This is a genomic window from Photorhabdus sp. RW14-46, from assembly GCF_963887965.1.
GTDB classification, from domain to species: Bacteria; Pseudomonadota; Gammaproteobacteria; order Enterobacterales; family Enterobacteriaceae; genus Photorhabdus; species Photorhabdus laumondii.
Genome location: NZ_CAWPHH010000008.1, coordinates 164498 through 189806, shown reverse-complemented (window position 1 = coordinate 189806; position 25309 = coordinate 164498). Strand labels below are relative to the sequence as shown.

Here is a 25309-nt window from a genome sequence, read left to right as displayed (position 1 = left end):
AAAAGGCACGTCGGGGAAAAAAAAGTGGCGGGGACAAAATGGTCGCAATGCTTCCTTGTGAAAGCCATGCCCTGCGCGGGCTGGCTCTGCCCAACGGGTATGACTGCCTCGGAGATGATGCCCCTTCGCCGGTCAGTACGAAGACAAGGAAAGCGGTTTATTTTATAATCGGCACCGTTATTACGAGAGTGATACAGGCCAGTACTTATCGCCTGATCCGCTGAATCTTAGTGGTGGCATTAACCCGTACGGGTATGTCCATGATCCGGTCAATTGGATTGACCCATTCGGGTTAGCCGGATGTCCAGGGACTAAGAACAAGAAAACGACCTATGAAGGGAAAAGTCGTCGTGATGCGCTACGGCAGGCCAAGAGAGATGCGGGAATCCCTAATAGCCAGCATCCATTTGAAATATCCAAAGCTAAATTGAAAGATGGTTATGGTGATTTTATTCGTGATTCCAAAGGCGTTGCAATTGAAGCACGGCAATATCATTTTAAAGATAAAAATGGTTCTACGGTAATTATTCAAGAACACAGCTTAGGGCACGCAAAAGCAACACCTTTACATGGAGCAGAGTCTCATTTTAACGTCAGGCCACCCGATAACTTGAATACAGGTGATGTTCCGGGAACTCATGGTCACTATAACTTTTAGGGAAATAACATGAACATTATTGAAGTCATAAATAACAAATTCTTAACTTCACTTTTTCCTGAAGGATTAAAAGATGACATTCTTCTTGGACAAGTTGGACTCGATATAGCAGATCAGGTATCACTAAATATCCATGTAACACAAAGACCAGAAAAAGAAGTCGCTAAATGGGGAGTATGGGGGAAAGATTATAATGTCATTGTTATTAAAATCATTGGTCAGTTTTTGAGAAAAGTTGAAATAGTTAACTGGCAAAAGATCACTTCATCCGAATTAATTTTTTTAGAAAAAGGTGATTTTTACTCTTTCAATCTCAAAGGAGACGAGTGGAGTGTTTCTTTGGAGTTGGAAGCCTTAACGTTCCAACGATGTGATATATATAGTAAATAATGTTTAAGCCGGAAAGATCTCCGTGATCTTCCGGCTCTTTTATCTAGTTCCCATTCAGCACATTAAACATTCCGTCTTTATAGTTACGTTCATAACCCGGTAAACTGGATTGACCCTTTCGGGTTAGCCGGTAAAAATTGCCAAGATGTTGGTAATAAGTCTAAAAATGCTCAAGAAATGGCAGAGGAGTTAGCTAATCAACTTAATAAAAATACAGTGACATTCTCAACTCCAACGACTATGGGGCATATAGATTTAAGAGGTAGAGCGCATTTTGATAAAATAACCCAAACGGATATACCAACTCCACATGTTCAAACTTCACCAATAAATATAGCTCCTAATGGAAAACGCTTTCCTTTGAAAAAGCAGGAAGTAGCCAGACCTGCTACTAAGCAAGATATACGTACAGCTAGAGAACTAGCTAAAAAACAAGGGATATTAAAATGAATGATAATATCATTGAACACCTTCAAAACTGGTATCAATCTAAAAGCGATGGAATATGGGAACATGAATATGGCTTTGATATCAGTACATTAGATAATCCTGGTTGGAAGGTTAATATATCAGGAGAAAATGGGAAAAACCCATTAAATATTATTGTAAATAACACTGATGCCGATTGGGTAAATATAAAGGCAAGTGAAAGAGAATTTAAAGGATATGGAGGTATTGCAAATTTAGAGACAATACTGAAATATGCAGCACAATGGCTTGATAAAGTGTAGAAATATAATTAATTAAAGCCGGAAAGATCTTTCGAGATCTTCCGGCTTTCTGATGATCTATCTTGGTGAATACCCACGGTAAGCCAGAGCGGATTGGAGCTTAGAGATCGCATCCTTAATCTGATACGCCTCCTCGTCATTCACGGCACAGGCGCGTATCTCTGCCCAGTTCAGCCGTTTAACCAGTTGGGCCGTAAACGTCCGGTCATCTCACCTTGTTCTTCCTCTCCGGCCCATGCACGCTACTGCTTCCTTATCTTCACCTGGAGACTGACACCATGAGCCGTAGCCGATATACCCCGGAACAAAAACAACACCATGTGACCCAATGGCGCCACAGTGACCTGACTCGAAAACAGTATTGCGAACAGCATCAGCTGAGTTTTTCCTCTTTCCGTGACTGGATTGCCGACAGTAACAAAATACGTCAACCTCTCAGCCAGACACTGCCCGCTATCTTGCCGGTTTCACTCCAGCCTGACGACGCGCACACCGTCACCCTGCATACCCCAGACGGCTATGCCATCGCCTGTCCATTGACGCTGTTGCCTGACGTGATGCGGGTACTGGCCCGATGCTGAAACCGCAACAGCTCTTTCTGGTGCGAGAGCCCGTCGACATGCGCCGGGGCATTGATGCCCTGACCCAGCACCTGGAGGGACTGAATTTGCGCTGGCAGGACGAGGCCGCTTTTGTTTTCTGCAACAAGGCCCGCTCCCGTCTCAAGGTGTTGCGCTGGGACCGACACGGCGTCTGGCTGTGTACCCGCCGTCTGCACCGGGCCCATTTTGTCTGGCCGAAGCAGGGCGAGCGCAGCTGGGTGATGACGCCCGCCCAGTTTGACTGGCTCATCCGCGGCATTCACTGGCAACAAGTCGAGGGAGATGACCTGTCCGGCTGGCGAAACTAATTCCGCTACCCCGGTCACACTTTTACCGGATAACGACGGGGAATTATCCGGTACACTGTCGGCATGACGCTCAATGACTTAATCGCGCTGGATGACCCCGGCCAGTTCCGCCTGCGGGCACTGGCGCTGCTTCAGCAACAATGTGATTATATTCGCCAGTTGGAAGACGCCCTGAAACAGGCGCAACGCTGGCGTTTTGGCGCGCACAGCGAGACCCTGCCTGCCGGTCCCAAACGCAATCAGTTTGAGGAAGATGCCGATACCGATATCGCGGTGCTGGAAACCCAGCTCTCACGCCTGCATATCAAGGAAGACGCGCCCGCGTCTCAGCCTAAACGTCAGCCTTTGCCGGCGACATTACCCTGTGAAGATATCCGGCTGGCGCCGGAGATGGAGAGCTGCCCGGATTGCGGTCATGCCCTGCGCTTTTTGCGTGATGAAATCAGTGAGCGACTGGAATACCGGCCGGCCACGTTTATCGTCCGGCGCTATATCAGCCCGCAGTACAGCTGCGCGCGCTGTCAGTGTGTGCATGCTAAAGCCCAGCCCACCCGGCTGATTGAATAGGTCGCATTTTGGATTAAATAACGTTTTGTAATTATGCTACACATAGCCTTCTTCAACCCATTGTTATACAAGAATTATGAGTGGTATAAGATGTAGCACTATTTTGAAATCTTATTTAATATCATGTCTATTATTTAAGGGAATACGAACATGTTTACTTCCAGATTAACGATGTTGCACTTATTATGTGAATCCAAGGTTTTTAATAATTTCAATTTTACATTAATATAAAGAAAATAAAATATGGCGTGATTTAACATTTACACATAATAAATACAAATAACGATTTCACTTTTAACAATGCAGCTCAGCGTTTGCCAATGAAAATTGTAGAAAATTAAATGAGATCATTAAATAAATAGGAGAAAATGAAATTTATTATTTAGAGTGATAAATTGATGATAAAGATTATATCTGTTTTTTCAATCGCAATCGTAAAGCAGTACTGTATATCAATTCTTTATCAAGTCAGTAAAGTAATTAGTTTAAGCTTTTGAATAAGGCGATTGGTAATCGGTTACGATAGGGATGTTTTGCAATGCTAATATATTCAGAAATAATTAATTGTTTAGCGATGGTGTGATCATTCGGTATGAATTGGTTATCGGGTTTTTCCTATCTAAAAGCAAGATTGAGGAAAGTGATAATCGCTATTGAATCGTTTTCACTTGAAAAGGCTTTACCTGTTTATCTAATCTAAGTAAATCATTGAGATAGGGGACAATACGGTCAATTTGTTACAAATAATCTTATACCCGTCATCTTTCAAGTTGCCTCTTTGTTGGCTGCACTCACTCACCCCGGTCACATCGTTCTCTATGCTCCCGGGGATTCGCTCCCTTGCCGTCGCGATCCATCTTGAAATCTATAAGGTAATAAGTAGGGATATCGTTGTCTGAAATTTAAGAGCATTTAGATGATAGTTAATTTTATATTAAGTTATCATCAGATTGTTTACTCTTTTTGTTGTTTTGGTTATCGGTTTACTCGGGTTTTTGAAAGTTAAATTTGGTCAAATTTTATTTTACATTTGAATAGATAAATTTCAGGCGTTATTAATGAATAATTATTTATCTATTCGTTTCATCTATATGTAGTAGATTTAATTTATTCACTGTTTATGCCCTATTTATTCACTAAAATCGCATAAATTGTGCATAAAAATACTTTTTGGAATTTTGAACGGGATCAAAAAGTATTTTTTTTGTGTACAACTTGTGTTGACTTTGTTAAGCGTGGGCAACAGTATCTGTCTAATGGCTGAGCAACTATACCTTATGGATTTCAAGATGGAGCGCGACGGCAAGGGAGCGAATCCCCGGGAGCATAGAGAACGATGTGACCGGGGTGAGTGAGTGCAGCCAACAAAGAGGCAACTTGAAAGATGACGGGTATATGTTTTAGGAAATAGTCATGGGATTAATAAGAATAATATTAAATAGATCCTGTAATCTTATTATTTTTAAGGTTTTTTAGGTTTCAGTTTGGTAAACCTTTTACTCGGCATACATTAAATAAGTTGTGTCAGTGTGAGACGAAAGATGATGCGGAGCATATTACTTTCTCTCATCCGTGTACTCTCTATTTTAAGGGGAAATGATCTATGTTAGAAAATATTCAGAGAAGTTGGTTTGAACACTATATGGTGCCCTGTTTCTCTCCTGCTAAGTTCATACCTGTTCGGGCCAAAGGTTCGAAAGTATGGGATCAAGATGGCAAGGAATATATCGATTTTGCTGGTGGAATTGCCGTTAATTCATTAGGGCATGCGCATCCTGAATTAAAGGATGAGTTAATTTCTCAGATTGATAAAATATGGCATATAGGTAATGGTTACACTAATGAACCTGTCCTGAAATTAGCAAAAAGACTGGTGGAAAATACGTTTGCTGATAAAGCGTTTTTCTGTAATTCAGGGGCGGAGGCTAACGAGGCAGCATTAAAATTAGCCAGAAAATATGCCGCTGATAAATATGGGAAAAATAAGAATGAGATTATTTCATTTAAAGATTCTTTTCATGGTAGAACATTATTTACCGTTACAGTAGGAGGGCAGCCAAAATATTCACAAGATTATGCCCCTCTTCCGCAAGAAATTACGCATCTTCCTTATAATAATTTATCTGCAATCAGAGAACACATTTCTGAAAATACCTGTGCGGTTATTGTCGAACCTATTATCGGTGAGGGCGGTGTTATTCCCGCAGATCCTGCATTCTTGCAGGAATTACGTACCTTATGTGATCGTTTTCAAGCGCTGCTTATTTTTGATGAAATTCAAACTGGGGTGGGCCGTACAGGATACCTTTATGCTTATCAGGAATATGGTGTTGAGCCTGATATTCTTACCAGTGCTAAAGGTCTCGGTGGCGGTTTTCCTATCGGCGCTATGTTAACAAAACAGCATATTGCAGCGGTTTTTCAACCTGGAACGCATGGTACCACGTTTGGCGGTAATCCTCTGGCGACGGCAGTTGCCAATAAGGTGCTTTCTATTGTTAATCAGTCGGAATTGCTCACCGGCGTTTTGCAACGTCATGATTACTTCATGGATAAATTATCGAAACTGAATCAGCGTTACCAAATATTCAGTTGCTTGCGAGGTAAAGGGCTGCTTTTAGGTGCTGAATTGGATAAAGCTTGGCAGGGTAAGGCGAAGCAATTAACTAACTTGGCAGCAGAGGAGGGGTTAATTGCCTTGATCGCGGGTCCAGATGTGTTGCGCTTTGCGCCAGCATTAAATATTGAATTTGCTGATATTGATGAAGGTTTGGTTCGTCTTGAAAGCGCCATCATGCGGTTTGTCGGTTAATAGTAAATTGAAGGTGACGTTATGATGCTTTTCCGAGCTGTCCGGCATAGTGACTTAAATGGGGTTCAGTCTTTATCTCAACGCGCTGGTATAGGTTTGACATCTTTTCCCAATAATCTGGATCAATTACGTTCACGCATTGCACGTAGTGTTGATACTTTTGATGGAAAACTGGCCAGGGCTCAGCAGGGATTCCTTTTTGTGCTGGAAGATACCAGCGCGAATCGTGTGGCGGGTGTCAGTGCCATCGAAGTGGCGGTTGGGCTGGAGGAGCCGTTTTATAATTTTCGGGTACAAAAAACCATTCGTTCATCACGTGAATTGGGGATTTATAAATCTATTGAAGCGTTGACTTTGGAGCAAGATCAGACCGGTAACAGTGAATTGTGTACCTTGTTCCTTGATCCGGAATATCAGAAGGGAAGAAATGGGACATTTCTCTCCAAAGCACGTTTTCTTTTTATCGCCGCATTTAGGGATATTTTTTCTAAAACTATATTCGCTGAAATGCGAGGGGTGGCAGATGAGCAAGGAAATTCCCCTTTCTGGAATTCATTGGGACAACATTTTTTTGGCATTCCTTTTTCCCAGGCAGATTACTTAACCGGTATTGGATCGAAAACCTTTATTGCCGAACTCATGCCCCTTCATCCTATTTATATCTCCTTATTATCTGCTGAGGCGCAGAAGGTGATTGGGCAGGTTCATGAGAAAACAGTACCCGCGCGGGCAATTCTTGAAAAAGAAGGGCTTATCTATCAAGGCCATATCGATATTTTTGATGGCGGCGCTTTATTACAGGCTGAGATTGATCGGATACGTGCGGTAAAAGAGAGTCGTCTCGTTTCTGTTAGTAAAGCCGAATCAGTGACCAGAGACGATGGTGTTCCTTGCATCGTTGCCAATCAGCAGTTTAGTGAATTTCGGGCGCTTTTATTGAATGTGGTGTGTGACAGTAATGAACTTTTTTTAACAGCCGCAGAGATGGGTGCACTTCAAGTCAGCGATGGGGATCAGGTGCGACTAGTTAGTCTCTTTCCAAAGGAAAATTAAGCATGAATTATAAAGCACATTACATTGGGGGAAGATGGATTGAAGGGCAGGGTGAGTCGATAACTAAATTTTCCCCGATAGATCAACAGGTTCTGTGGCAAGCTAACAGCGCCGATGCTTCGCAAGTCAGGGCCGCTTGTCATGCTGCGCGCGAGGCGTTTTATGTTTGGTCACATTTGCCCGCCAGTGAGCGGATTAAGGTCATTCAGACATTTGCGGCTTTGCTGAATGAGGAGAAAGAAACGCTTGCTCGTGTTATCAGTCAGGAAACCAGTAAACCGTTATGGGAAACTCGGACTGAAATACAATCCATGATAGGTAAGGCGGCTATTTCTATCGAAGCGTGGGAACAGCGTACCGGTGAGTCAGAAACGATTATGCCTGATGGCCGTGCCTTACTGCGTCACCGTCCTCACGGTGTGATGGCGGTTTTTGGTCCGTATAACTTTCCCGGACATTTGCCTAATGGTCATATTATTCCCGCGCTTATTGCGGGTAATACGCTGGTGTTTAAACCGAGTGAATTGACACCGATGACCGCAGAAGAGACGGTGAAATTATGGGAAAAAGCCGGTTTGCCCGCTGGTGTGCTCAATCTGGTTCAGGGAGCACGCAGTACCGGGACAGCATTGCTGGAGGATAAGCAGATTGATGGTGTGCTGTTTACCGGGAGTGCCAATACTGGCTTTCACTTTCACCGCATGCTCGGCGGTCAGCCAGAGAAGATGTTGGCACTTGAAATGGGGGGAAACAATGCATTGATTGTCGATGCTTGCGACGATATTGATGCCGCTGTTTACACCATTGTGCAATCCGCGTTTATCTCCGCTGGTCAACGTTGCACTTGTGCCCGCAGATTGTTGGTCAAAAATGGCGCCCATGGAGATGCGGTGATTAAGCGTTTGGTGGAGGTGACAGAGCGGATCGTACCATCCCATTGGGATGCCCAACCTCAACCGTTCATTGGTGGAGTCATTTCTCTACAGGCTGTGCAGAATCTATTGGAAGCTCAAGATCGACTACAAAAACTGGGTGGTATCTCTTTGGTTTCGCTGGAGCAATGCCAGCCGCAATCAACGTTGTTGACCCCTGGGATTATTGATGTTAGCCAAGTCGCTGATGTTCCTGATGAAGAGTATTTCGGGCCGCTGCTCATGCTTATGCGTTATGACACATTTGATGAGGCGCTGGCAATCGCCAATAACACCCGATTCGGATTGGCTACCGGTTTAATTTCGCCGGATGCTGCTCTGTTCCAACGTCTGTCGGAAGATGCCAGAGCGGGCATTGTGAACTGGAATAAACCGTTGACCGGGGCTTCCAGTAAAGCGCCTTTTGGTGGCATTGGTGCGTCAGGAAACTACCGACCTAGTGCTTATTATGCTGCTGATTACTGTGCCTGGCCGATGGCATCTCTGGTTGCTGACGAACTCACTTTACCTGAAACGCTTGCGCCAGGGCTTCATTTCCCTGATTAACCGTTTAACGGGAGAGGTTTTCAACTTATATAATTTTTCCAAGGGGATTTATGGCTGGTTTTGAAGCAAATTTTGATGGGTTGGTCGGCATGACCCATCATTATGCGGGGCTTTCTGTGGGTAATAAGGCTTCGATTAATAATAAAGACAGAGTATCTAACCCGCGTAAAGCCGCGCTGCAAGGGTTGATGAAAATGAAAGCGTTGGCTGATGAAGGGTTTATTCAAGGAGTGCTTCCGCCGCAACAACGCCCTCATATTCCGGCCTTGCGTAATTTAGGTTTTGTCGGCAGTGATGAGCAGATATTGCATAAAGCAGCCAAATATTCTCCGGTGTTATTATCAAAACTGAGTTCTGCTTCATCAATGTGGACCGCAAATGCGGCAACCGTGTCACCTTCGGCGGATAGCGCTGATCAGCGAGTTCATTTCACGGTAGCTAATTTAAACAATAAATTGCACCGTTCGCTGGAAATAGCAACGACGACTGCCGCGTTAAAAGCCACTTTTGCTGATCAAAACTATTTTGTTCATCATCAGGCTCTTCCACAACATGAAGATTTTGGTGATGAAGGGGCGGCAAACCATAATCGCCTCGGTGGTGATTATGATTCGCCGGGCGTACAGGTGTTTGTCTATGGCCGTAGCGTATTTCGCGGCGGCCCGGTGCCTAAACGTTATCCGGCACGGCAAACATTGGAAGCCAGTGAAGCGATCGCACGGTTGCATCGGCTTAATCCGGCACAAACCGTTTTTGTACAGCAAAACCCGGTCGCCATTGACAGTGGGGTTTTCCATAACGATGTGATTGCGGTCAGTAACCGAAGTGTCCTTTTTCACCATCAATATGCTTATCTTAATCAGTCTCAGGTTCTGACCGAAATTAGACAGAAAATGGCGGTGTTGGGACAGAATTTTGTCTCGATTGAGGTGCCTGCTGAGCAGATCAGCATCAAAGATGCGGTTGATTCTTATCTCTTTAATAGTCAGTTACTGAGTAAAATTGATGGGAAAATGGTGCTCGTTGTTCCTGAAGAGTGCCGCCAACATTCCGCTGTCTGGGATTATTTGCAGTCGCTGAGTGCACAAATCTCTGCACCTATTAATGAAGTCCGTGTTTTTGATTTGCGGGAAAGTATGCGTAATGGCGGCGGCCCGGCCTGTTTGCGTCTGAGGGTGGTACTTAACGACGCTGAATTTCGTGCGGTTAATCCCGCAACATTGATGAATACGCAACTTTACCAGCGCCTGACCAAATGGATAGAGCACCATTATCGTGATGAATTATGCGCCAGTGATCTGGCCGATCCCCAATTACTTTGTGAAGTTTATACCGCGTTGGATGAGCTTACGCAGATCTTGAATTTAGGATCGATCTATGAATTTCAGCGCTAAATTGGAGCAGATATGGATCTGTTAACGTTATTGCTTGAAAAAAAACTTGCCGACCACCTGACATTTCCAGAAACAATAAATGCGCATTGGTTGGCTGAAGGTGTACTGCAACTGATTCCCCATGAAGAGGGAAATCGGTCTCTGGTGATTTCCGCCGGTATTCATGGTAATGAAACCGCGCCTATTGAAATATTGATTCAGTTACTTGCACAGTTGGCGGAGGGCACGTTAGCACTAAAAAATAACATGTTGATTATCTTTGGTAATTTGCCTGCGATGCGGGCGAATCGACGTTATTTACATGATGATTTGAATCGCATGTTTGGTGGCCGTTACCTGAATTTTCCGTTAGGAAATGAGCGATCACGTGCGGCTGAACTTGAAGACGTTGTGAGTCGCTTTTTTGCTGAACCTTCGGTGTCGTCGACCAATATTCGCTGGCATATTGATCTGCATACCGCTATACGCGCTTCTCACCATGAGCAATTTGCGTTGTTACCTGCTCAGAATCGCCCTTTTTCTGCTGAATTTATGCAATGGTTGCATGACAGCGATATTGATGCGCTCGTTTATCATCGTGAGAAAGCCGGGACTTTCAGCCATTTTCTGAGTGAAAAGTTTGGCGCGGATAGCTGTACGATGGAGATGGGTAAAGCAATGCCTTTTGGGGAAAATGATTTGACAAGATTTCAAAAAATAACGGATGCGCTTTATAGTTTAATTTCTTTATCGCAAATAACCGCACGTATTAAATCTGAGTTGAAACATTATCAGGTAATTAATTCCATTATTAAGAGTCACGACAGTTTTCAACTTCATATCCCCGCAGATACCTTGAACTTTACTGAATTGCCAGAAGGATTTGAAATTGCCAGCCAACATGATTGTCATTGGAAAATTAAATTTCCGGCGAAATTTATTTTATTTCCTAATGCTGAGGTGGCTAATGGATTACGAGCAGGATTGTTACTTGCTTTAAATAAAAAATAATTAAATAAATAAGGCATTATTCCATTTTCTTCCTGAAGCCGTGGTAGAAAGATTTAGCAGTCAACTGCTTCTTTAATGACGGACGGGTACTATCATGATAAAAAATAATAAAACTCAACAAAACCTTTCGGCAGAGAAATTTGCTGATACACAAACGCTTCATCGAGGGCTGAGTGCACGTCATATTCAATTGATTTCCATTGGTGGTGCTATTGGCACAGGTTTATTTATGGGATCAGGAAAAACTATTGCCGTATCGGGTACATCGATCATTATTACCTATGCGATTGTTGGTTTTTTTGTCTATATGGTGATGCGGGCAATGGGAGAATTGCTGCTGACTAAACTGAATTATCGCTCTTTTGCTGATTTCGTATCGGATTATTTAGGTACCAAAGCCAGTTTTTTTCTCGGCTGGACTTATTGGATGAGTTGGATTGTCTCTTGTATTGCTGATGTTGTTGTATGTGGCGGCTACATTCAATATTGGTTTCCCGGCGTCTCTCTTTGGGTGCCCGCATTTATAACGCTAGGTTTACTGGGGACTTGTAATCTTCTTTCTGTCCGCTTATTTGGCGAAGCTGAATTCTGGTTCGCCATGATTAAGGTCATTGCGATTTTAGCGTTGATTATTATTGGCGTTGGTATGGTGATGGTAGGTTGGCAATCACCGGATGGTACGATCGCCTCTGTGAATAATTTGACTGATCCATCGGTATTTCTACCAAATGGTATTTTTGGTTTTTTTGCTGGTTTTCAAATCGCGATTTTTTCTTTTACTGGTGTTGAATTAGTTGGCACGATGACGGCAGAAACAAAAGATCCGGAAAAGATATTGCCGAAAGCAATTAATTATATCCCGATGAGAATTATGATTTTCTATATTTTCTCCATGTTGAGCATCATTGCTGTCACTTCTTGGGGACGGATCTCAGCTGAAACCAGCCCTTTTGTGACACTATTTGCCCTGGCGGGTCTACCTGCTGCTGCCGCAGTGGTTAATTTTGTTGCATTAACGTCGGCAATGTCCTCTGCTAATAGTGGATTATATGCTTGTACACGTATGCTTTATGGCTTATCAACGGAAAAGAATGCACATCGGAAATTTAAAATTCTTTCCCGCAATACGGCGATTCCTGTACATAGTCTGATATTTTCTTGTTTCTGTATGGTGGTGGGTACGTCACTTTTATTTATCGTACCGAATGTCATGCAGTTATTTACTATTGTATCAACCGTTGCTTCGGTTATGGTGATTTATAGCTGGTGTGTGATTTTGATTGCCTATTTGGTTTATCGTAAGAATTACCCTGATGTGCATAAACGTTCAATATTTAAGATGCCTTTAGGGGTGTTAATGACTTGGCTGACCCTGATTTTTTTCATCTTTACCATAGTGGTAATGGTTTTTGATCCGGATACCCTGATCGCACTCTGTGGCACGCCTTTATGGTTTATTATGTTAAGTATTTTATGGCGCGTAAAAAAGAAAAATGAGGCACAGAAAGAACAGCGTTATCAGATAGCGAAAGAGAGTTTTCGTTCATAGGCAGCTAATTGAGAAATAATAAATTGAAGCAGATAGAAAAATGGCTTCAATGACGATCTTATATTAGCCAAAGTTGCGTTTATTTCTTCTGATTTTACTCCCGATTGAGTCATTTGTTAGGGAATGGCTCGCACCTGCAAAATGTTTATACCCTATGGATTTCAAGATGGATCGCGACGGCAAGGGAGAGAATCCCCGGGAGATGATTAGTCGAATCCAGCATTGAATATTCATAACTTCGGTGCTTTCATTAAAATTTAATCACAATTGCTAATGATTGATTTTATTTATCATCATATTTTTTAATTAATTATGAGATGTTCACTGACAATGTTCAATAGACAGGCTGAACGTCTGTTATAAAAAACGTCACGCCAAATTGGCTAAATAATGTCAATAACTAGCGTGAGGTAACGACATTACGTGACTTGAATATGGGCACAATAATATGTTTGTGAAATGTGATTATGGGAATGAAAAAGCCCGTTAAGCTTGGTATTTATCGGATGTGTAGCCTTGTTGTCTGGAATCCACTTGGTGGGAATCATGATATCGGTAACGTTGATATGCGGATGTTCAATAACCATTTTAGTCAACGCCTTTGGTCTCTCTACAGTAAGAGCATACAGCATCAATCTTTGCTATTAATGTATCTCAAATAGTATGGGATATAGATTAAATATTAATATTACTAATTGTTTGATAATTAATTGTATGTAAATATATATGTATTATCAATTGTCTACTGATGATTGATAACTGTTGTGAAGGTGGATGTTCATAGTGAGTGAAATTTAGCGATCCACGAGGAAAGTCGAAATGGGTCATACAGTTTCCAGAGCTATGACACTGCCTTTAAATTGCTAATAAAATCAATAATATTAATATAGGCGTATATGCAACAAGTTAACATCTCAAACAGCCACCGTCTGGTTCAATCTGAGGCTGAATTACTCGACCTTATTCTCACCGAAGTGACTAATGCACCACATCCGGATCTCGTTATTATGGCAGGGCATTTCATGCTCTTCCTTGACGAAGACCGAGGATGCCTTGTCCCGGGAGTCATCGAAGAAAATACGGCTCCTATGCGAGAAAAAATTGAGCGACGCGTAGGAATCTTTCCTGGATACACTTGGGAACTTGGTGTGCGAATCGCAGAACAGCTTGAACATCAATTCGAAGCGATAAAATTCCTGCTGCTCATCAACGATTGGCAATATGTTTCGCGCGACAGCGGGCCAGCATCTGAGCTAAGACGTGCCTTCTATGAGCAATTCTCCGCGCTTCCGGCTTCGTACAAATCTATCTTAGAGCGCAGTGGGCAATTTTCTGAGCAAAACATGCTCGCAAGCCGGAAACATCCTGTTGCCTATCCAGAGACTTGGCTGAAATATCGCTTCCAGAAAAGTGCCGATAAGTTGGTCAAAGCAGGGCTGTTAAATCGCCGCGTTCTCGACAATGGCCCCGATGCCGGAACCGAAATTTCGCTTGTGGACGAAAACGGCGATTATAAACCTCTCATTACCTGCGGCGTTACCGGATGTGCGGGAGAGATTACTGAGATGATCTCCGAGGTCTACAAGGCGCAACATCGCCTTCTGGTGATCTTTGCCCCCGGCGAATGCTTCCAACCAGTCAAAACAGGGGTAAGCACGGCGCTCTCTCTGTATGGGCTTTCGGGCATGAAGGTGATTGTTGCGGATCCCGGTGGAAGCGGAGAGATGCAGACACAAGAGATCTACTCGAAGCTCGTTAACGTTGCCGTCTTCACTTCCTGATGGGAGTCGCTATGAATGTCAATGAAAACCCGACTGGCGTAATCTATCTGGATCATTGTGCTACGACACCATGCTTTCCTGAGGTCGTCGACATCATGCGACTCTACATGGAGCATGAATTCGGTAATTCTTCCTCCGCCCATGTGATGGGACGTCGTGCCCGGCATGCGATAGAGAACGCCGCCCAACAAGTTGCGTCTCTCATCGGTGCTCGCCCAGAGGAGATTGCCTTTACATCGGGGGCCACAGAAGCCAACAATATTGCGCTTTTCTCAAGTTTTGCCCATAACGAATGCGCTCCTGCGGGAGCGCTGCTTTGCCCTATCGACCACAAATCTGTGTTGCTTGCCGGCAAAGAGTTGAGTCGTCGGGGGCTTGCTGTTGAATACCTGCCGGTTGCCGCCAATGGCCGGGTACAACCGGAAGATGTCATCACCAAATTGACCGCCGACACCCGTATCGTCAGCGTTGCTCATGTGAATTCCGAATTAGGTACAGTTCAGCCGGTGGATGAAATTGCCGCGATCACACGTCGGTCAGGCGCTTGGCTACATGTGGATGCTGTCCAGTCTATCGGCAAAATTCCCGTGAACGTCAAAGAGACTAGAATTGATATGCTTTCATTTTCCGCCCACAAAATGCGGGGACCGAAAGGAGTTGGGGCGCTCTTCGTCGATGCGCGTGTTGCGGGGCATTTGAGGCCCTTCATCTATGGCGGCGGTCAGAATCATTTGCGCAGCGGCACCTTGCCAACGCCGCTGATTGTTGGGTTTGGCCTTGCGTGTCAGATGATTCAGTCAACCCTTATTCAACGTCAAGCAAAAGTCACTGCATTGAGAGACTATTTTATTACTCGCCTTCATCAAAGGGTGCCGAACGCCGTGTTGAATACCGATATCTCTTGCAGTTCCCCATACATCGTGAACGTTCAGTTCGAAGGTATCGCTTCGGAGGCGCTAATATCCGGGTTGCATCAGGTGGCTATATCGTCAGGTTCAGCCTGCAATTCCGCGGAACTACAGCCTTCGCACGTGCTTACAGGTATCGGCTTGAGCTCGGCTCAGGCTAATGCGTCGGTTCGGTTCTGTTTTGATCCGGATCTCGATAATGCGATATTGGACACCGCAATTGAACACCTTGTCTTCCGATTAAATTCTATTCGCTAGGAGCATTATCTATGACTATGCAAACTTCCTCCTCAAGCGCAGGCACTGGTTTTTACGAACGGGCTTTCGGTAGTTTCTCTGCGGAAGCGGTATCCGAGGTACGCAAAGAGACCTATGGCGAAGACTTGGGGCAGAACAACTGGTCCTCTGCTGATGAGTTTAGAAAGTTCTCCCAATGGCTTCAATTATCTGACAGCTCTCATGTGCTGGATGTATGCAGTGGGTCCGGAGGGCCGGCTCTGTTTTTGGCAAGGACCAGTGGCTGTAGCGTGACGGGGGTTGACATTCATCCTCACGGCCTCCTTACTGCCCGGCAACTTGCGGCAGATTTCGGACTGGAAGATCGAAGCAACTTCGTCGACAGTGATGTTCGTCAGCCTCTGCCATTTCCTGATGGCACTTTTGATGCATTATGGTGTATCGACTCGGTAATTCATATTCCGGATCGATTGGCCTTGCTGCGCGAATGGTGTCGACTACTGAAACCGGGCGGCCGGTTCTTGTATACCGATCCTACTTTAGTAACCGGCATGCTGAGTAAAGACGAAATCATGATACGTGGCATGCCGGGTTATTTCCTCTATAGCCCGCTTGGGTTGAACGAGCGTTTAATCAGCGAGGCGGGCCTTTGCCTCGAAAGGCAGGTGGATCTTACCCAAAGCGTTGTTGAACTTAGTGAGCGCTGGCGTGCCGGGCGTGAGAAGCGCAGGGAGCAATTTATTGCAATAGAGGGTGAAGAAGCGTTCGAGCGGATGCAGAATTTCTTGTCCACCACACAGTTAGTCTCAATTGAACGGAGGCTGTCGCGCGTGGCCTTTATTGGTTATCGTCCGTAATATCTCTTACCTCTTTGCCCTATTGGGCAAGGAGGTATCTTACCTATTAGATGTGAATAATGATGTTAACCTACCGCAGTGCATTCAACTTCACTATCTTGGGTGGATGTCTGGTTTGACCGCTTGCTAAGAATTCAATGAATGATTGAATCTGTTTACTCGTGAAGTAATTATGTTGTATTGACTATGCTAAACCGAATTTAAATTAATTTAAAGTAAATGTAGCGATTGTTCAGAAATATATTTTTAATGTTATGGAGGTGTGTATTTTATTTAATTATATTTTAGATTTTTGGAATTAATCTAAGTAATTATTTTTGTTTTATTATCAGCATGATGTTCTTGTTGCGATTATAATATATTTTTAACCATTGTAGTATAAGTGGTTATATAGTCATTTTATTATTTCTATGTTGCCTTGATATATAAAGTAAATATTTTTTATTTTAATCATATTGGAATTTGTTTTTGTTTTTTATGATCTAATAACATATCGTTATCTACGTCATTTGGTAGCAATAGAGAATGATTTAATTGGTTAATTTATTATCTGTCATCTGTAATGATATGTTTTAAAATAAGTATATTAATAACAACAATGAAATTTATTTTTATTCCACTAAACGTTAAACTTCTTAATTAAATAAAGCAAGGAGATAAGTATGATTTTAAATAAAAAAGTTTTCCTGATTTCCCCTTTTTTACTCGCAATGAGTAGTTTTAGTATGGCATGTAAGACAGATCCAAAGATAGAAAAAATAATCAATAAAAATGGACTGGAAAATACCAAAGTGATGTCTATGTATAAAAATTGCACACTTTCAGTCTCAGCAGATACACCGAATAAAGTGACATTAGTAAATAATAAAGCGGCAAATCGTGATACTAAAGCAGAAAAGGCGATGTATTGGTATAGAGGGATGGGAATAAAGGAATATAAAGCATTTCACCAGAATAAGTATAAAAGCCTTCCTTGTGTTAAAGGAGAAAATTTTTGTGGAATTGCTCCCGAATATACTTATTCTCAAGGTTATCTGACAAATAAAAACCCTGGCGTTGTTGTTGAGTTTAGTACAATAGAACCGGGATGGTTATATAATGAATTTACAACTAAACATAAGTGTCAAATTAAAGCAGAGGGAGGAGGAACATACGGGCTTGGTGTGATAGGGACATCAGCGAGTTGTGATAATAAATATAAGAAACTTGTAATAGGGAATGTATTTAATAAATGGTTGGAAAAGCCAGCCAAAATAGATCCCATCATTTCTTATGTATTATTAGCAAAATAGATTTCAGCTATAAATAATTTTTGTTGAAATATATTGCACCGAATGTTTATAACTTCGGTGCTTTTTACTGGTAATGGATTTTAAGTGAACTTATACTTATCCGTGTTACTTGTAAATAAAATAGACATTGATAATATTTTTTATGTAAAAATATACTTTACAGGCAAGATATTATCATGTGGTAAAAGAAAATTATAATTAGTAGATATTCTACAATAAGTATGAATAAAGATTTTATCTTTTTAAACTGTTTTGATGACTATACTCTATGGATTTCAAGATGGATCGCGACGGCAAGGGAGCGAATCCCCGGGAGCATAGATAACGATGTGACCGGGGTGAGGGAGTGCAGCCAACAAAGAAGCAACTTGAAAGATGACGGGTATATAATTGTAATTAGATAATGTCATTTATATTGATTTTGAATGGTAAATAGGTATTTATTTTATTTACATGATATTGTAATAAATAAAAAAGTATCTATTTCAAATGTTATTGAAATGATCTTTTTTTGTGTTTATCCGGTTTTTTATTTAATTATTATAGGGCTTGTTTTTTTTGATTTCATAATCTACCTTTATTTAATAAGGCTAATAACAAGAGAAACTGATTAAATGATATGATTTATATTGTAAAGTTATTTTGTTGTTGGTTTCTTATTTGTAGTGGAGTTTTATTTATAGTGGCATTGTACGTTAGGTCATTATGTGTCGGTAAAGATGATGACTGGATTTATTAATAACGGCTATGAAATATATCTTCGTTCTTTTGGGTATCAATACCATCGATAAAGTAAGGAGAGAAGTATGAGTTTTAATAAAAAAGCCTTTCTGATTGCCACTTTATTAGTTGTGAGCCACTTTAGTATGGCATGTAATACTGATCCAATGGTGGAACATATAATAAAAAGTTATGGCCTACAAGAGACTAAAGTGATGTCTATGTATAAAAATTGTGAATTGGATGTGGTGAATACCGGAAATAGAATTATATTAACTAATAATAAATCCAAAAATAGGAATGAACGTGCAGAGATAGCGATGTACTGGTATCGAGGAATGGGAATAGAAGAATTTAAGTTATTTGATAGTAATAAGTTTAAGAGTATTCCTTGTGTTAACGTGCCAAATCGCTTTTGCGGAATTTCTCCTGAATATACTTACGCCAAGAGCTACCCGATGAGAGAAGATAAAAAATTCGTTATAGAGTTTAGTACCGTAGAACCTGGCTGGCTATATAATGAATTTACCACTAAACATAACTGCGAAATTGATGTTGAATCAAGAGGAGAATCATATGGGTTGGGTGGAATAGGTGCATTGAAAAAAGATAAGTCAAATTGTCAGCCTAAAGGTTATAAGGTAGGAGATGAGTTTAATAACTGGCTATCGGAAAAGCCAGTTAAAATAGAGGCGATAATTGCTTATATACAATTACCCATATCAGATTAATCCTTAATATCTGTTATATAATCATGTTATTATCGGCTTTAAACTCTCTTTTTAGCACCGAATGCCTAGTTGGCTTTGGTGTTTTTTTTGATTATAGGCGGAACTCTATTAGGTGGAAAAGAAAATTTTCATTGTGAAATGTTTTTCAAAAGGCATATTGTCATATAACTATTTGTTTTTTCTCTTATTTGGTTACTGTGTTTTTTCATATATTCTAATCAAATATTTTTTAATTTAATTATATTGGAATTTGTTTTTGTTTTTTACAGTTAAATAATCTACCTTATTTGCGACAGATAATAACAATGAAGATTAATATATTGGTTAATTTGTTATATATTGTCTGTAATAGTGTTTTTAAATCAACATATAATGATGAAATCTATTTTCATTTAATTAGATATCAAAAAAACAAATAAAGCAAGGATAAAAATATGAGTTTTAATAGAAAGGTTTTACTTATTTCCCCGCTTTTATTAGCGATGAGTAGTGTTAGTATGGCATGTATGAAAGATCCGGAGAACATTAGAAATCAGGTAAAAGATGCAATAACTGCAAATGGATTGGCAAAAACCAAAGTCATGTCTTTATACACAAATTGTGTTCTTAGAGTTAAAGACAACACACCAAATAAACTTACGCTAAAGAGTAGTAAAACCTCAAATAGTGATAATGAGGCAGAAAAATCGATGTACTGGTATCGAGGAATGGAGATAAAGGAATATCAAACATTTGATAAGAATAGGAACGAGAAAATTTCTTGCGTTCAAGAAAACAGTTTCTGTGGAATTGCGCCTCAATTCACTTACTCACAAAGTTATTTAACGAATAAAAAACCAGGTGTTGTTATTGAATTTAAGACGGAAAAGGCTGGTTGGTTATATAATGACTTTACAACTAAAAATGGATGTAAGACTAAAGCTGAAGGTGGAGGAACATACGGGCTTGGTGTAACAGGAACATCGGCAAGTTGTAATTCTGCATATAAGCAACGCGGAATAGGAAATATATTTAATGGGTGGTTATCAAAGAATCAAGTACAAGCCCAGGTCGCGTATGTATTATTACAGAAAAAGAAAAAATAGGCTTCTCTGTGCTGAAACTATACCCTATGGATTTCAAGATGCATCGCGGCGGCAAGGGAGCGAATCCCCGGGAGCATAGATAACGATGTGACCGGGGTGAGTGAGTGCAGCCAACAAAGAAGCAACTTGAAAGATGACGGGTATATGCAATTATCAATCTTGAATATACGCAGATAACTATAAAGGTGAGGTGCCGCAGATATGCGGCATGATTAAATTGTTTTTTTTATTTAATTGTGTTCAGTTAGATAGCAGAAAAACTTTCATTGAAAAATATTTTACAATAGTGATAAATAATTATTTGATTTTTATGTATTTTATAATCGAGAATAATTGCAATCTTGTGAAAGTTATTTAGATTGTTATGATATAAAAAATCATTAGTTATTATGTTATATATAGAAAAGTGAATGTTGATAAGTTGCTTATTTTATATGTTATTGAAATTTTTCTATATTTGTTCTTATGTGTTTAAATAAGATATTATTTAGTTTAATGATTCTGTAATTTGTGTTTTTTGATTTAGTCATCTACTCTTAGTTAAGAAAGTAAATAATAACCAATTTAATTCAATGAGTTATATTGTAATGTTCTATTGTTATTAATTTATTATTTACGACTGAATTGTGATTTGAATTATTATTTATGCCGTAAATTAAATGTTAACTTAATAATAACGAAATTTATTTTTGTTCCATTTCGTGCTAAAACCATAAATCAAGTAAGGAAGGAAATATGAATTTGAATAAAAAGGTTTTCTTTATTTCTCCGTTTTTATTAGCTATGAGTAGTTTCAGTATGGCTTGTATGCAAGATACGGCGGAAATTAGGAATCAGGTAAAAAATGCAATAACTGCAAATGGATTGGCAAATACCAAAGTCATGTCTTTATATGAAAATTGTGTTCTTGGAATTGAAGTCAACACAAAAAATAAACTTACACTAAAGAGTAATAAAACTGTAAATAGTGATAATGAGATAAAAGAATCGATGTACTGGTATCGAGGAATGTATATAAATGAATATCAAGGATTTGATAGGAATAGGAATGAAAAAATTTCTTGTGTTCAAGACAACTCTTTCTGTGGAATTGCACCTAAATTCACTTACTCAAAAAGTTATCTATCCAATGATAAACCAGGTGTTGTGATTGAATTCAAAACAGAAAAGGACGGGTGGCTATTTAATGAATTCACAACTGAACATAAGTGTGAATATAAAGGGGAAGATGGAACATTATCGTATGGATTAGGTAAAAAAGGATCGAAGTGCAAGGCTCCTCCTCAATATAATACAGGAGTTGAATTTAATAAATGGTTATCAACGAATGAAATACAAGCTCAGGTTGCTTATGTATTATTATCGAAAAAGCTCAAAAAATAGGACTTAACATCTATTCTGTTACCATGCAATTATTAATCTTGAATTAACTCTAAAGGTGAGGTGCCGCAGATATGCGGCACAATTAAATTTCTGATTCATTTTACGTTAATAATTCAAAATGTACCTCAATAGCACTTTTAGCATCTTGCCAGACTTCTTCAAGTGTATCACCAGAAAAATAATAGCCGGGTACATCAGAAAACCAGCATCTTTCCGGGAATAAAAAGAAAATAAAAAGGCTGAATCCAGTGAAGTACAGGATGCAGCCTTTATCAGTCATTAATCTGCTACGGATAAGAAGCGGTTACGCTTCCCCTTGTGCTGATTGAATTGCGGTCAGTGCAACGGTGTAAACAATATCGTCTACCAAAGCGCCACGGGACAGGTCGTTCACCGGTTTACGCATACCTTGCAGCATTGGCCCGATAGAAACCAGATCCGCAGAACGTTGTACCGCTTTATAGGTGGTGTTACCGGTATTCAGATCAGGGAAGATGAACACGGTAGCTTGACCGGCAACCGGTGAGTTTGGTGCTTTGGATTTCGCTACGTCTGCCATGATCGCGGCGTCATATTGCAGTGGGCCATCAATGATCAGATCTGGACGTTTTTCCTGTGCTAAACGGGTTGCTTCACGCACTTTCTCAACATCACTACCTGCACCGGAGTTGCCGGTAGAGTAGGAGATCATGGCAACGCGCGGTTCGATACCAAATGCTTTGGCTGAATCTGCCGATTGAATAGCGATTTCAGACAGTTGTTCCGCAGTCGGATCTGGGTTGATTGCGCAGTCACCATAAACCAGAACCTGTTCTGGCAGCAGCATAAAGAATACGGATGATACCAGCGAGCTACCCGGTGCAGTTTTGATTAATTGCAATGGTGGACGGATGGTGTTTGCCGTGGTGTGTACCGCACCGGAAACCAAACCATCGACTTCGCCCTGTTCCAGCATCAACGTACCCAGAACAACGTTGTCTTCCAATTGTTCACGCGCAACGACTTCGGTCATGCCTTTGTTTTTGCGTAGCTCAACCAGACGTGGGACATAACGTTCACGTACAGCAACGGGATCGACAATTTCAATACCTGCACCCAGTTCTACCCCCTGAGCCGCGGCAACCCGACGGATCTCTTCTGGATCACCCAGCAGAACACATCGCGCGATACCGCGATCAGCACAGATAGATGCCGCTTTCACGGTACGAGGTTCGTCACCTTCCGGCAGAACAACGCGTTTGCCTGCTTTGCGTGCCAGTTCGGTTAATTGATAACGGAATGCAGGTGGAGAGAGGCGGTGTGGGCGCTCAGAGTTCGCTGTCAGGGAGTCGATCCACTCTTTGTTGATGTGGTGTGCGACGTAGTTTTGCAGTTTTTCGATGCGTTCATGGTCATCTGCCGGAACTTCCAGGCTGAAACTTTGCAGGTTCAGAGAAGTTTGCCAGGTGTTGGTATCAACCATAAAGACAGGTAGGCCAGTGTTGAAGGCACGTTCGCACAATTGCTTAATCGGCTCATCGATGGCATAACCGCCAGTCAGCAGGATTGCACCGATTTCAACCCCATTCATCGCCGCCAGACAGGCTGAAACCAGAACGTCTGGACGATCAGCCGAAGTGACCAGTAGAGAACCGGGACGGAAGTGCTCTAACATGTGTGGAATGCTGCGGGCACAGAAAGTCACAGATTTCACACGGCGGGTTTTGATTGCACCTTCGTTGATAATACGGGCGTTCAGGTGTTTTGCCATATCAATTGCGCGGGTTGCAATCAGGTCAAAACTCCACGGAATGCAACCCAGAATTGGCAATGGGCTATTTTTGAACAGCGTGTTCGGATCGATGTTGGATACGATGGCTTTTGAGGATTCGTCAAAGATTTCTGACAGATCCGGACGGGTACGGCCTTGATCATCAACCGGCGCATTCAGTTTATTGATAATAACGCCGGTAATGTTCTGGTTTTTGTTACCGCCAAATTCAGCACGAGCCAGTTCAACACGTTCTTTCAACTGTTCCGGGGAATCGTTACCTAGCGCCAATACGAATACGATTTCAGCGTTCAGGGTCTTGGCAATTTCATAGTTGAGAGATTGGGCGAATGAATGTTTACGGGTTGGAACCAGACCTTCAATCAGAATGACTTCTGCGTCTTTGGTATTTTCGTGGTAAAGGGCCACGATCTTTTCCATCAGCACATCTTTCTGATTGGTTGTCAGCAAAGATTCCACATGTGCCATGTCCAGCGGTTCAGCGGTCTTTATGCTGGAATTAGCGCGGATGATGGTGGTGGTTTGATCTTGGGCGGCACGGCAACGAGGCTGGGCGATAGGTTTGAAAACACTCAGGCTGACGCCTTTTTGTTCCATTGAGCGGATGACACCTAAACTAACACTGGTCAAGCCGACGCTGGTGCTAGTAGGGATTAACATAATTGTACGGGACACGGAAACCTCTTTACGGTTGCTCGTTGGTCAAAAATAGTACCGCCAGCAGTGGCTGGCGGTTGATAAAATTATTACGCGGTCAGGCGCGCTGCATCTTGAGCGATCACCAATTCTTCATTGGTTGGGATCACTAAAGCAGGACGGCTGTTGTCAGTAGTGATAGCACCGGATTTACCGAAGCGGGCCGCCAGGTTACGGTCGTGATCGTATTCGAAACCTAACAGGGCCAGTTTTTTCATCACCTGTTCACGAACCAGTGCGGAGTTTTCACCAATACCCCCGGTAAAGATAATGGCATCCAAGCGGCCTTCCATTAGTGCGGAATAAGCACCAACGTATTTAGCCAGACGGTGGCAGTAGACATCCATCGCGCGTTTAGCATCGGCTTTGGTTGCATAGTTATCTTCTATATAACGGCAATCACTGGTGACTTCGGTCAGACCGAGTAAGCCAGATTCTTTGGTCAACAGTTTGTTGATTTGTTCAACGCTCATGCCGAGTGAATCATGCAGATGGAAAATGATTGCTGGGTCGATGTCACCACTGCGGGTACCCATTACCAGACCTTCCAGTGGTGTCAATCCCATAGAGGTGTCAACACATTGACCATTAACGATAGCTGAGATAGAGCCACCATTACCCAAGTGGCAGACGATAACATTCAGCTCTTCAACCGGTTTGTTGAGCGTTTTTGCCGCTTCACGGGAAACGAAGAAGTGGCTGGTTCCATGAGCGCCATAGCGACGAATGCCGTGCTCTTTATACAGGTTGTATGGCAGGGCATAGAGGTAAGCCTCTTCTGGCATGGTCTGATGGAAAGCGGTATCGAATACAGCAACGTTTTTGTCAGCCAGGTGTGGGAACCCTTTTTTCGCTTCTTCAATGCCAATCAGGTGAGCAGGGTTGTGCAATGGTGCGAATGGAACCGCATCTTTGATCCCTTGAATCACTTCATCATTGATGGTAACGGATGCCGTGAATTTTTCACCGCCGTGAACAATGCGGTGGCCGATTGCGGCAATTTGATCAGAAAGTTCTGGTTTTTCGGCCAGAATCGTATTAACAATAAAGTTCAATGCTTCACTGTGGGCTGCACCAGCACCTAAAGCGGCTTCATGTTTTGTGCCATCCATTTTCCACTTAATGCGGGCTTCAGGCAGGTTAAAACATTCAGCTAGACCAGAAAGATATTCTTCACCGTTAGCAGGATCGATGATAGCAAATTTCAGAGAAGAGCTACCGCAATTGAGGACCAGTACCAGCTTACTTGACATGGAAGTACCTATATCGTGTTTGTCATTGAGTCTTACAGATAAGACATGTGATTAATAAAACGC

Annotated in this window: 25 protein-coding genes and 2 pseudogenes; 23 read left to right on the top strand and 4 right to left on the bottom strand. The window is 41.9% G+C overall.

Annotation, left to right across the window (positions count from 1 at the left end; genetic code table 11):
* The 5 genes and pseudogenes from AACQ38_RS24070 to AACQ38_RS09775 all read left to right on the top strand — a co-directional run.
* The coding region (locus AACQ38_RS24070; protein WP_207631824.1) for a hypothetical protein at nt 1–224 on the top strand (224 nt) is incomplete at its 5' end.
* A pseudogene (locus tag AACQ38_RS24065) lies at nt 125–658 on the top strand (HNH/endonuclease VII fold putative polymorphic toxin); the annotation flags it as partial. The gene AACQ38_RS24070 and the pseudogene AACQ38_RS24065, both read left to right, overlap by 100 nt.
* 9 nt (nt 659–667) lie before the next feature.
* Nucleotides 668–1048, top strand: a complete 381-nt coding sequence (locus AACQ38_RS09785) for a hypothetical protein (RefSeq protein WP_036814391.1) — start codon at nt 668–670, stop codon at nt 1046–1048.
* Nucleotides 1049–1225: 177 nt separating this feature from the next.
* Complete coding sequence (locus AACQ38_RS09780) at nt 1226–1498, top strand: hypothetical protein (protein WP_207631823.1); 273 nt, start codon at nt 1226–1228, stop codon at nt 1496–1498.
* The gene (locus AACQ38_RS09775; RefSeq protein ID WP_165577997.1) at nt 1495–1779 is read left to right on the top strand and encodes an Imm53 family immunity protein; all 285 of its coding nucleotides are present in this window, start codon (nt 1495–1497) and stop codon (nt 1777–1779) included. Before AACQ38_RS09780 ends, AACQ38_RS09775 begins: the two co-directional genes overlap by 4 nt.
* A gap of 57 nt (nt 1780–1836) precedes the next feature.
* On the opposite strand, the gene AACQ38_RS24060 is transcribed toward AACQ38_RS09775, so the two are convergent.
* Nucleotides 1837–1965 carry a DUF7706 family protein gene (locus AACQ38_RS24060; protein ID WP_445260620.1) on the bottom strand — a complete coding sequence of 43 codons (129 nt, stop codon included), beginning with the start codon at nt 1963–1965 and terminating at the stop codon, nt 1837–1839.
* A 92-nt stretch (nt 1966–2057) separates the two neighbouring features.
* On the opposite strand from AACQ38_RS24060, the gene tnpA reads away from it, so the two are divergent.
* From tnpA to AACQ38_RS09685, 18 genes and pseudogenes are all read left to right on the top strand, one after another.
* Nucleotides 2058–2360 (top strand): IS66 family insertion sequence element accessory protein TnpA, encoded by a 303-nt coding sequence (tnpA, locus tag AACQ38_RS09770; RefSeq protein ID WP_165577996.1) that lies wholly within the window; start codon nt 2058–2060, stop codon nt 2358–2360.
* Nucleotides 2354–2689: an IS66 family insertion sequence element accessory protein TnpB gene (tnpB, locus tag AACQ38_RS09765; RefSeq protein WP_165577995.1), complete on the top strand. Its 336-nt coding sequence runs from the start codon at nt 2354–2356 to the stop codon at nt 2687–2689. The genes tnpA and tnpB overlap by 7 nt, the downstream gene beginning before the upstream one ends.
* Nucleotides 2690–2752: 63 nt before the next feature.
* Nucleotides 2753–3253 (top strand): annotated as a pseudogene (locus AACQ38_RS09760) (IS66 family transposase zinc-finger binding domain-containing protein); the annotation flags it as partial.
* A 1606-nt stretch (nt 3254–4859) separates the two neighbouring features.
* Nucleotides 4860–6068: an aspartate aminotransferase family protein gene (locus tag AACQ38_RS09755; protein ID WP_165577994.1), complete on the top strand. Its 1209-nt coding sequence runs from the start codon at nt 4860–4862 to the stop codon at nt 6066–6068.
* A gap of 24 nt (nt 6069–6092) precedes the next feature.
* The gene (gene astA / locus AACQ38_RS09750; RefSeq protein WP_228957120.1) at nt 6093–7121 is read left to right on the top strand and encodes an arginine N-succinyltransferase; all 1029 of its coding nucleotides are present in this window, start codon (nt 6093–6095) and stop codon (nt 7119–7121) included.
* A gap of 2 nt (nt 7122–7123) precedes the next feature.
* A complete protein-coding gene (gene astD / locus AACQ38_RS09745) occupies nt 7124–8599 on the top strand; it encodes a succinylglutamate-semialdehyde dehydrogenase (RefSeq protein WP_165577993.1) in 1476 nt (491 codons plus the stop codon).
* A gap of 50 nt (nt 8600–8649) precedes the next feature.
* Nucleotides 8650–9993, top strand: coding sequence for an N-succinylarginine dihydrolase (gene astB / locus AACQ38_RS09740; protein WP_165577992.1), 1344 nt, complete (start codon nt 8650–8652; stop codon nt 9991–9993).
* Between the two features lie 12 nt (nt 9994–10005).
* Nucleotides 10006–10983: a succinylglutamate desuccinylase gene (astE, locus tag AACQ38_RS09735; protein ID WP_058589829.1), complete on the top strand. Its 978-nt coding sequence runs from the start codon at nt 10006–10008 to the stop codon at nt 10981–10983.
* Nucleotides 10984–11077: 94 nt separating this feature from the next.
* Nucleotides 11078–12532, top strand: coding sequence for an amino acid permease (locus AACQ38_RS09730; RefSeq protein WP_011147321.1), 1455 nt, complete (start codon nt 11078–11080; stop codon nt 12530–12532).
* Nucleotides 12533–13005: 473 nt separating this feature from the next.
* On the top strand, nt 13006–13194 hold the full coding sequence (locus AACQ38_RS09725) for a hypothetical protein (RefSeq protein WP_165577991.1): 189 nt from the start codon (nt 13006–13008) through the stop codon (nt 13192–13194).
* Between the two features lie 234 nt (nt 13195–13428).
* Nucleotides 13429–14313: an LPD16 domain-containing protein gene (locus AACQ38_RS09720; protein WP_011147320.1), complete on the top strand. Its 885-nt coding sequence runs from the start codon at nt 13429–13431 to the stop codon at nt 14311–14313.
* An 11-nt stretch (nt 14314–14324) separates the two neighbouring features.
* Entirely contained in the window at nt 14325–15479 is a 1155-nt protein-coding gene (locus tag AACQ38_RS09715; RefSeq protein WP_165577990.1) for a cysteine desulfurase family protein, read from the top strand.
* Between the two features lie 11 nt (nt 15480–15490).
* Nucleotides 15491–16315 carry a class I SAM-dependent methyltransferase gene (locus AACQ38_RS09710; protein WP_011147318.1) on the top strand — a complete coding sequence of 275 codons (825 nt, stop codon included), beginning with the start codon at nt 15491–15493 and terminating at the stop codon, nt 16313–16315.
* A 662-nt stretch (nt 16316–16977) separates the two neighbouring features.
* The gene (locus AACQ38_RS09705) at nt 16978–17607 is read left to right on the top strand and encodes a hypothetical protein (RefSeq protein WP_011147317.1); all 630 of its coding nucleotides are present in this window, start codon (nt 16978–16980) and stop codon (nt 17605–17607) included.
* Nucleotides 17608–17828: 221 nt separating this feature from the next.
* Nucleotides 17829–18011 (top strand): hypothetical protein, encoded by a 183-nt coding sequence (locus AACQ38_RS09700; protein ID WP_165577989.1) that lies wholly within the window; start codon nt 17829–17831, stop codon nt 18009–18011.
* A 402-nt stretch (nt 18012–18413) separates the two neighbouring features.
* Complete coding sequence (locus tag AACQ38_RS09695; protein ID WP_165577988.1) at nt 18414–19058, top strand: hypothetical protein; 645 nt, start codon at nt 18414–18416, stop codon at nt 19056–19058.
* Nucleotides 19059–19492: 434 nt separating this feature from the next.
* On the top strand, nt 19493–20143 hold the full coding sequence (locus AACQ38_RS09690) for a hypothetical protein (RefSeq protein WP_165577987.1): 651 nt from the start codon (nt 19493–19495) through the stop codon (nt 20141–20143).
* A gap of 735 nt (nt 20144–20878) precedes the next feature.
* On the top strand, nt 20879–21526 hold the full coding sequence (locus tag AACQ38_RS09685; RefSeq protein ID WP_165577986.1) for a hypothetical protein: 648 nt from the start codon (nt 20879–20881) through the stop codon (nt 21524–21526).
* 100 nt (nt 21527–21626) lie between these two features.
* Here the strand turns inward: AACQ38_RS09685 and AACQ38_RS09680 are convergent, their stop codons facing one another.
* The 3 genes from AACQ38_RS09680 to ackA all read right to left on the bottom strand — a co-directional run bounded on the left by AACQ38_RS09680 (nt 21627) and on the right by ackA (nt 25246).
* The gene (locus AACQ38_RS09680; RefSeq protein ID WP_242685552.1) at nt 21627–21806 is read right to left on the bottom strand and encodes a type II toxin-antitoxin system HicB family antitoxin; all 180 of its coding nucleotides are present in this window, start codon (nt 21804–21806) and stop codon (nt 21627–21629) included.
* A gap of 24 nt (nt 21807–21830) precedes the next feature.
* Nucleotides 21831–23957, bottom strand: a complete 2127-nt coding sequence (pta, locus tag AACQ38_RS09675) for a phosphate acetyltransferase (protein ID WP_165578009.1) — start codon at nt 23955–23957, stop codon at nt 21831–21833.
* Between the two features lie 86 nt (nt 23958–24043).
* On the bottom strand, nt 24044–25246 hold the full coding sequence (gene ackA / locus AACQ38_RS09670) for an acetate kinase (RefSeq protein ID WP_165577985.1): 1203 nt from the start codon (nt 25244–25246) through the stop codon (nt 24044–24046).
* Between the last annotated feature and the right edge of the window lie 63 nt (nt 25247–25309).

What these genes read in the sequence shown, in the direction of transcription:
- AACQ38_RS09680 (WP_242685552.1), bottom strand. Translation starts at nt 21,806, where the DNA reads ATGACTGATAAAGGCTGCATCCTGTACTTCACTGGATTCAGCCTTTTT.
- AACQ38_RS09755 (WP_165577994.1), top strand. Translation starts at nt 4,860, where the DNA reads ATGTTAGAAAATATTCAGAGAAGTTGGTTTGAACACTATATGGTGCCC.
- tnpB (WP_165577995.1), top strand. Translation starts at nt 2,354, where the DNA reads ATGCTGAAACCGCAACAGCTCTTTCTGGTGCGAGAGCCCGTCGACATG.
- AACQ38_RS09780 (WP_207631823.1), top strand. Translation starts at nt 1,226, where the DNA reads ATGGCAGAGGAGTTAGCTAATCAACTTAATAAAAATACAGTGACATTC.
- AACQ38_RS09715 (WP_165577990.1), top strand. Translation starts at nt 14,325, where the DNA reads ATGAATGTCAATGAAAACCCGACTGGCGTAATCTATCTGGATCATTGT.
- AACQ38_RS09725 (WP_165577991.1), top strand. Translation starts at nt 13,006, where the DNA reads ATGAAAAAGCCCGTTAAGCTTGGTATTTATCGGATGTGTAGCCTTGTT.
- AACQ38_RS09710 (WP_011147318.1), top strand. Translation starts at nt 15,491, where the DNA reads ATGACTATGCAAACTTCCTCCTCAAGCGCAGGCACTGGTTTTTACGAA.
- AACQ38_RS09685 (WP_165577986.1), top strand. Translation starts at nt 20,879, where the DNA reads ATGAATTTGAATAAAAAGGTTTTCTTTATTTCTCCGTTTTTATTAGCT.
- AACQ38_RS09775 (WP_165577997.1), top strand. Translation starts at nt 1,495, where the DNA reads ATGAATGATAATATCATTGAACACCTTCAAAACTGGTATCAATCTAAA.
- astD (WP_165577993.1), top strand. Translation starts at nt 7,124, where the DNA reads ATGAATTATAAAGCACATTACATTGGGGGAAGATGGATTGAAGGGCAG.
- astB (WP_165577992.1), top strand. Translation starts at nt 8,650, where the DNA reads ATGGCTGGTTTTGAAGCAAATTTTGATGGGTTGGTCGGCATGACCCAT.
- astA (WP_228957120.1), top strand. Translation starts at nt 6,093, where the DNA reads ATGCTTTTCCGAGCTGTCCGGCATAGTGACTTAAATGGGGTTCAGTCT.
- AACQ38_RS09700 (WP_165577989.1), top strand. Translation starts at nt 17,829, where the DNA reads ATGAATAAAGATTTTATCTTTTTAAACTGTTTTGATGACTATACTCTA.
- AACQ38_RS09690 (WP_165577987.1), top strand. Translation starts at nt 19,493, where the DNA reads ATGAGTTTTAATAGAAAGGTTTTACTTATTTCCCCGCTTTTATTAGCG.
- AACQ38_RS09785 (WP_036814391.1), top strand. Translation starts at nt 668, where the DNA reads ATGAACATTATTGAAGTCATAAATAACAAATTCTTAACTTCACTTTTT.
- tnpA (WP_165577996.1), top strand. Translation starts at nt 2,058, where the DNA reads ATGAGCCGTAGCCGATATACCCCGGAACAAAAACAACACCATGTGACC.
- pta (WP_165578009.1), bottom strand. Translation starts at nt 23,957, where the DNA reads ATGTTAATCCCTACTAGCACCAGCGTCGGCTTGACCAGTGTTAGTTTA.
- AACQ38_RS09695 (WP_165577988.1), top strand. Translation starts at nt 18,414, where the DNA reads ATGAGTTTTAATAAAAAAGCCTTTCTGATTGCCACTTTATTAGTTGTG.
- AACQ38_RS09730 (WP_011147321.1), top strand. Translation starts at nt 11,078, where the DNA reads ATGATAAAAAATAATAAAACTCAACAAAACCTTTCGGCAGAGAAATTT.
- AACQ38_RS09720 (WP_011147320.1), top strand. Translation starts at nt 13,429, where the DNA reads ATGCAACAAGTTAACATCTCAAACAGCCACCGTCTGGTTCAATCTGAG.
- ackA (WP_165577985.1), bottom strand. Translation starts at nt 25,246, where the DNA reads ATGTCAAGTAAGCTGGTACTGGTCCTCAATTGCGGTAGCTCTTCTCTG.
- AACQ38_RS09705 (WP_011147317.1), top strand. Translation starts at nt 16,978, where the DNA reads ATGATTTTAAATAAAAAAGTTTTCCTGATTTCCCCTTTTTTACTCGCA.
- astE (WP_058589829.1), top strand. Translation starts at nt 10,006, where the DNA reads ATGGATCTGTTAACGTTATTGCTTGAAAAAAAACTTGCCGACCACCTG.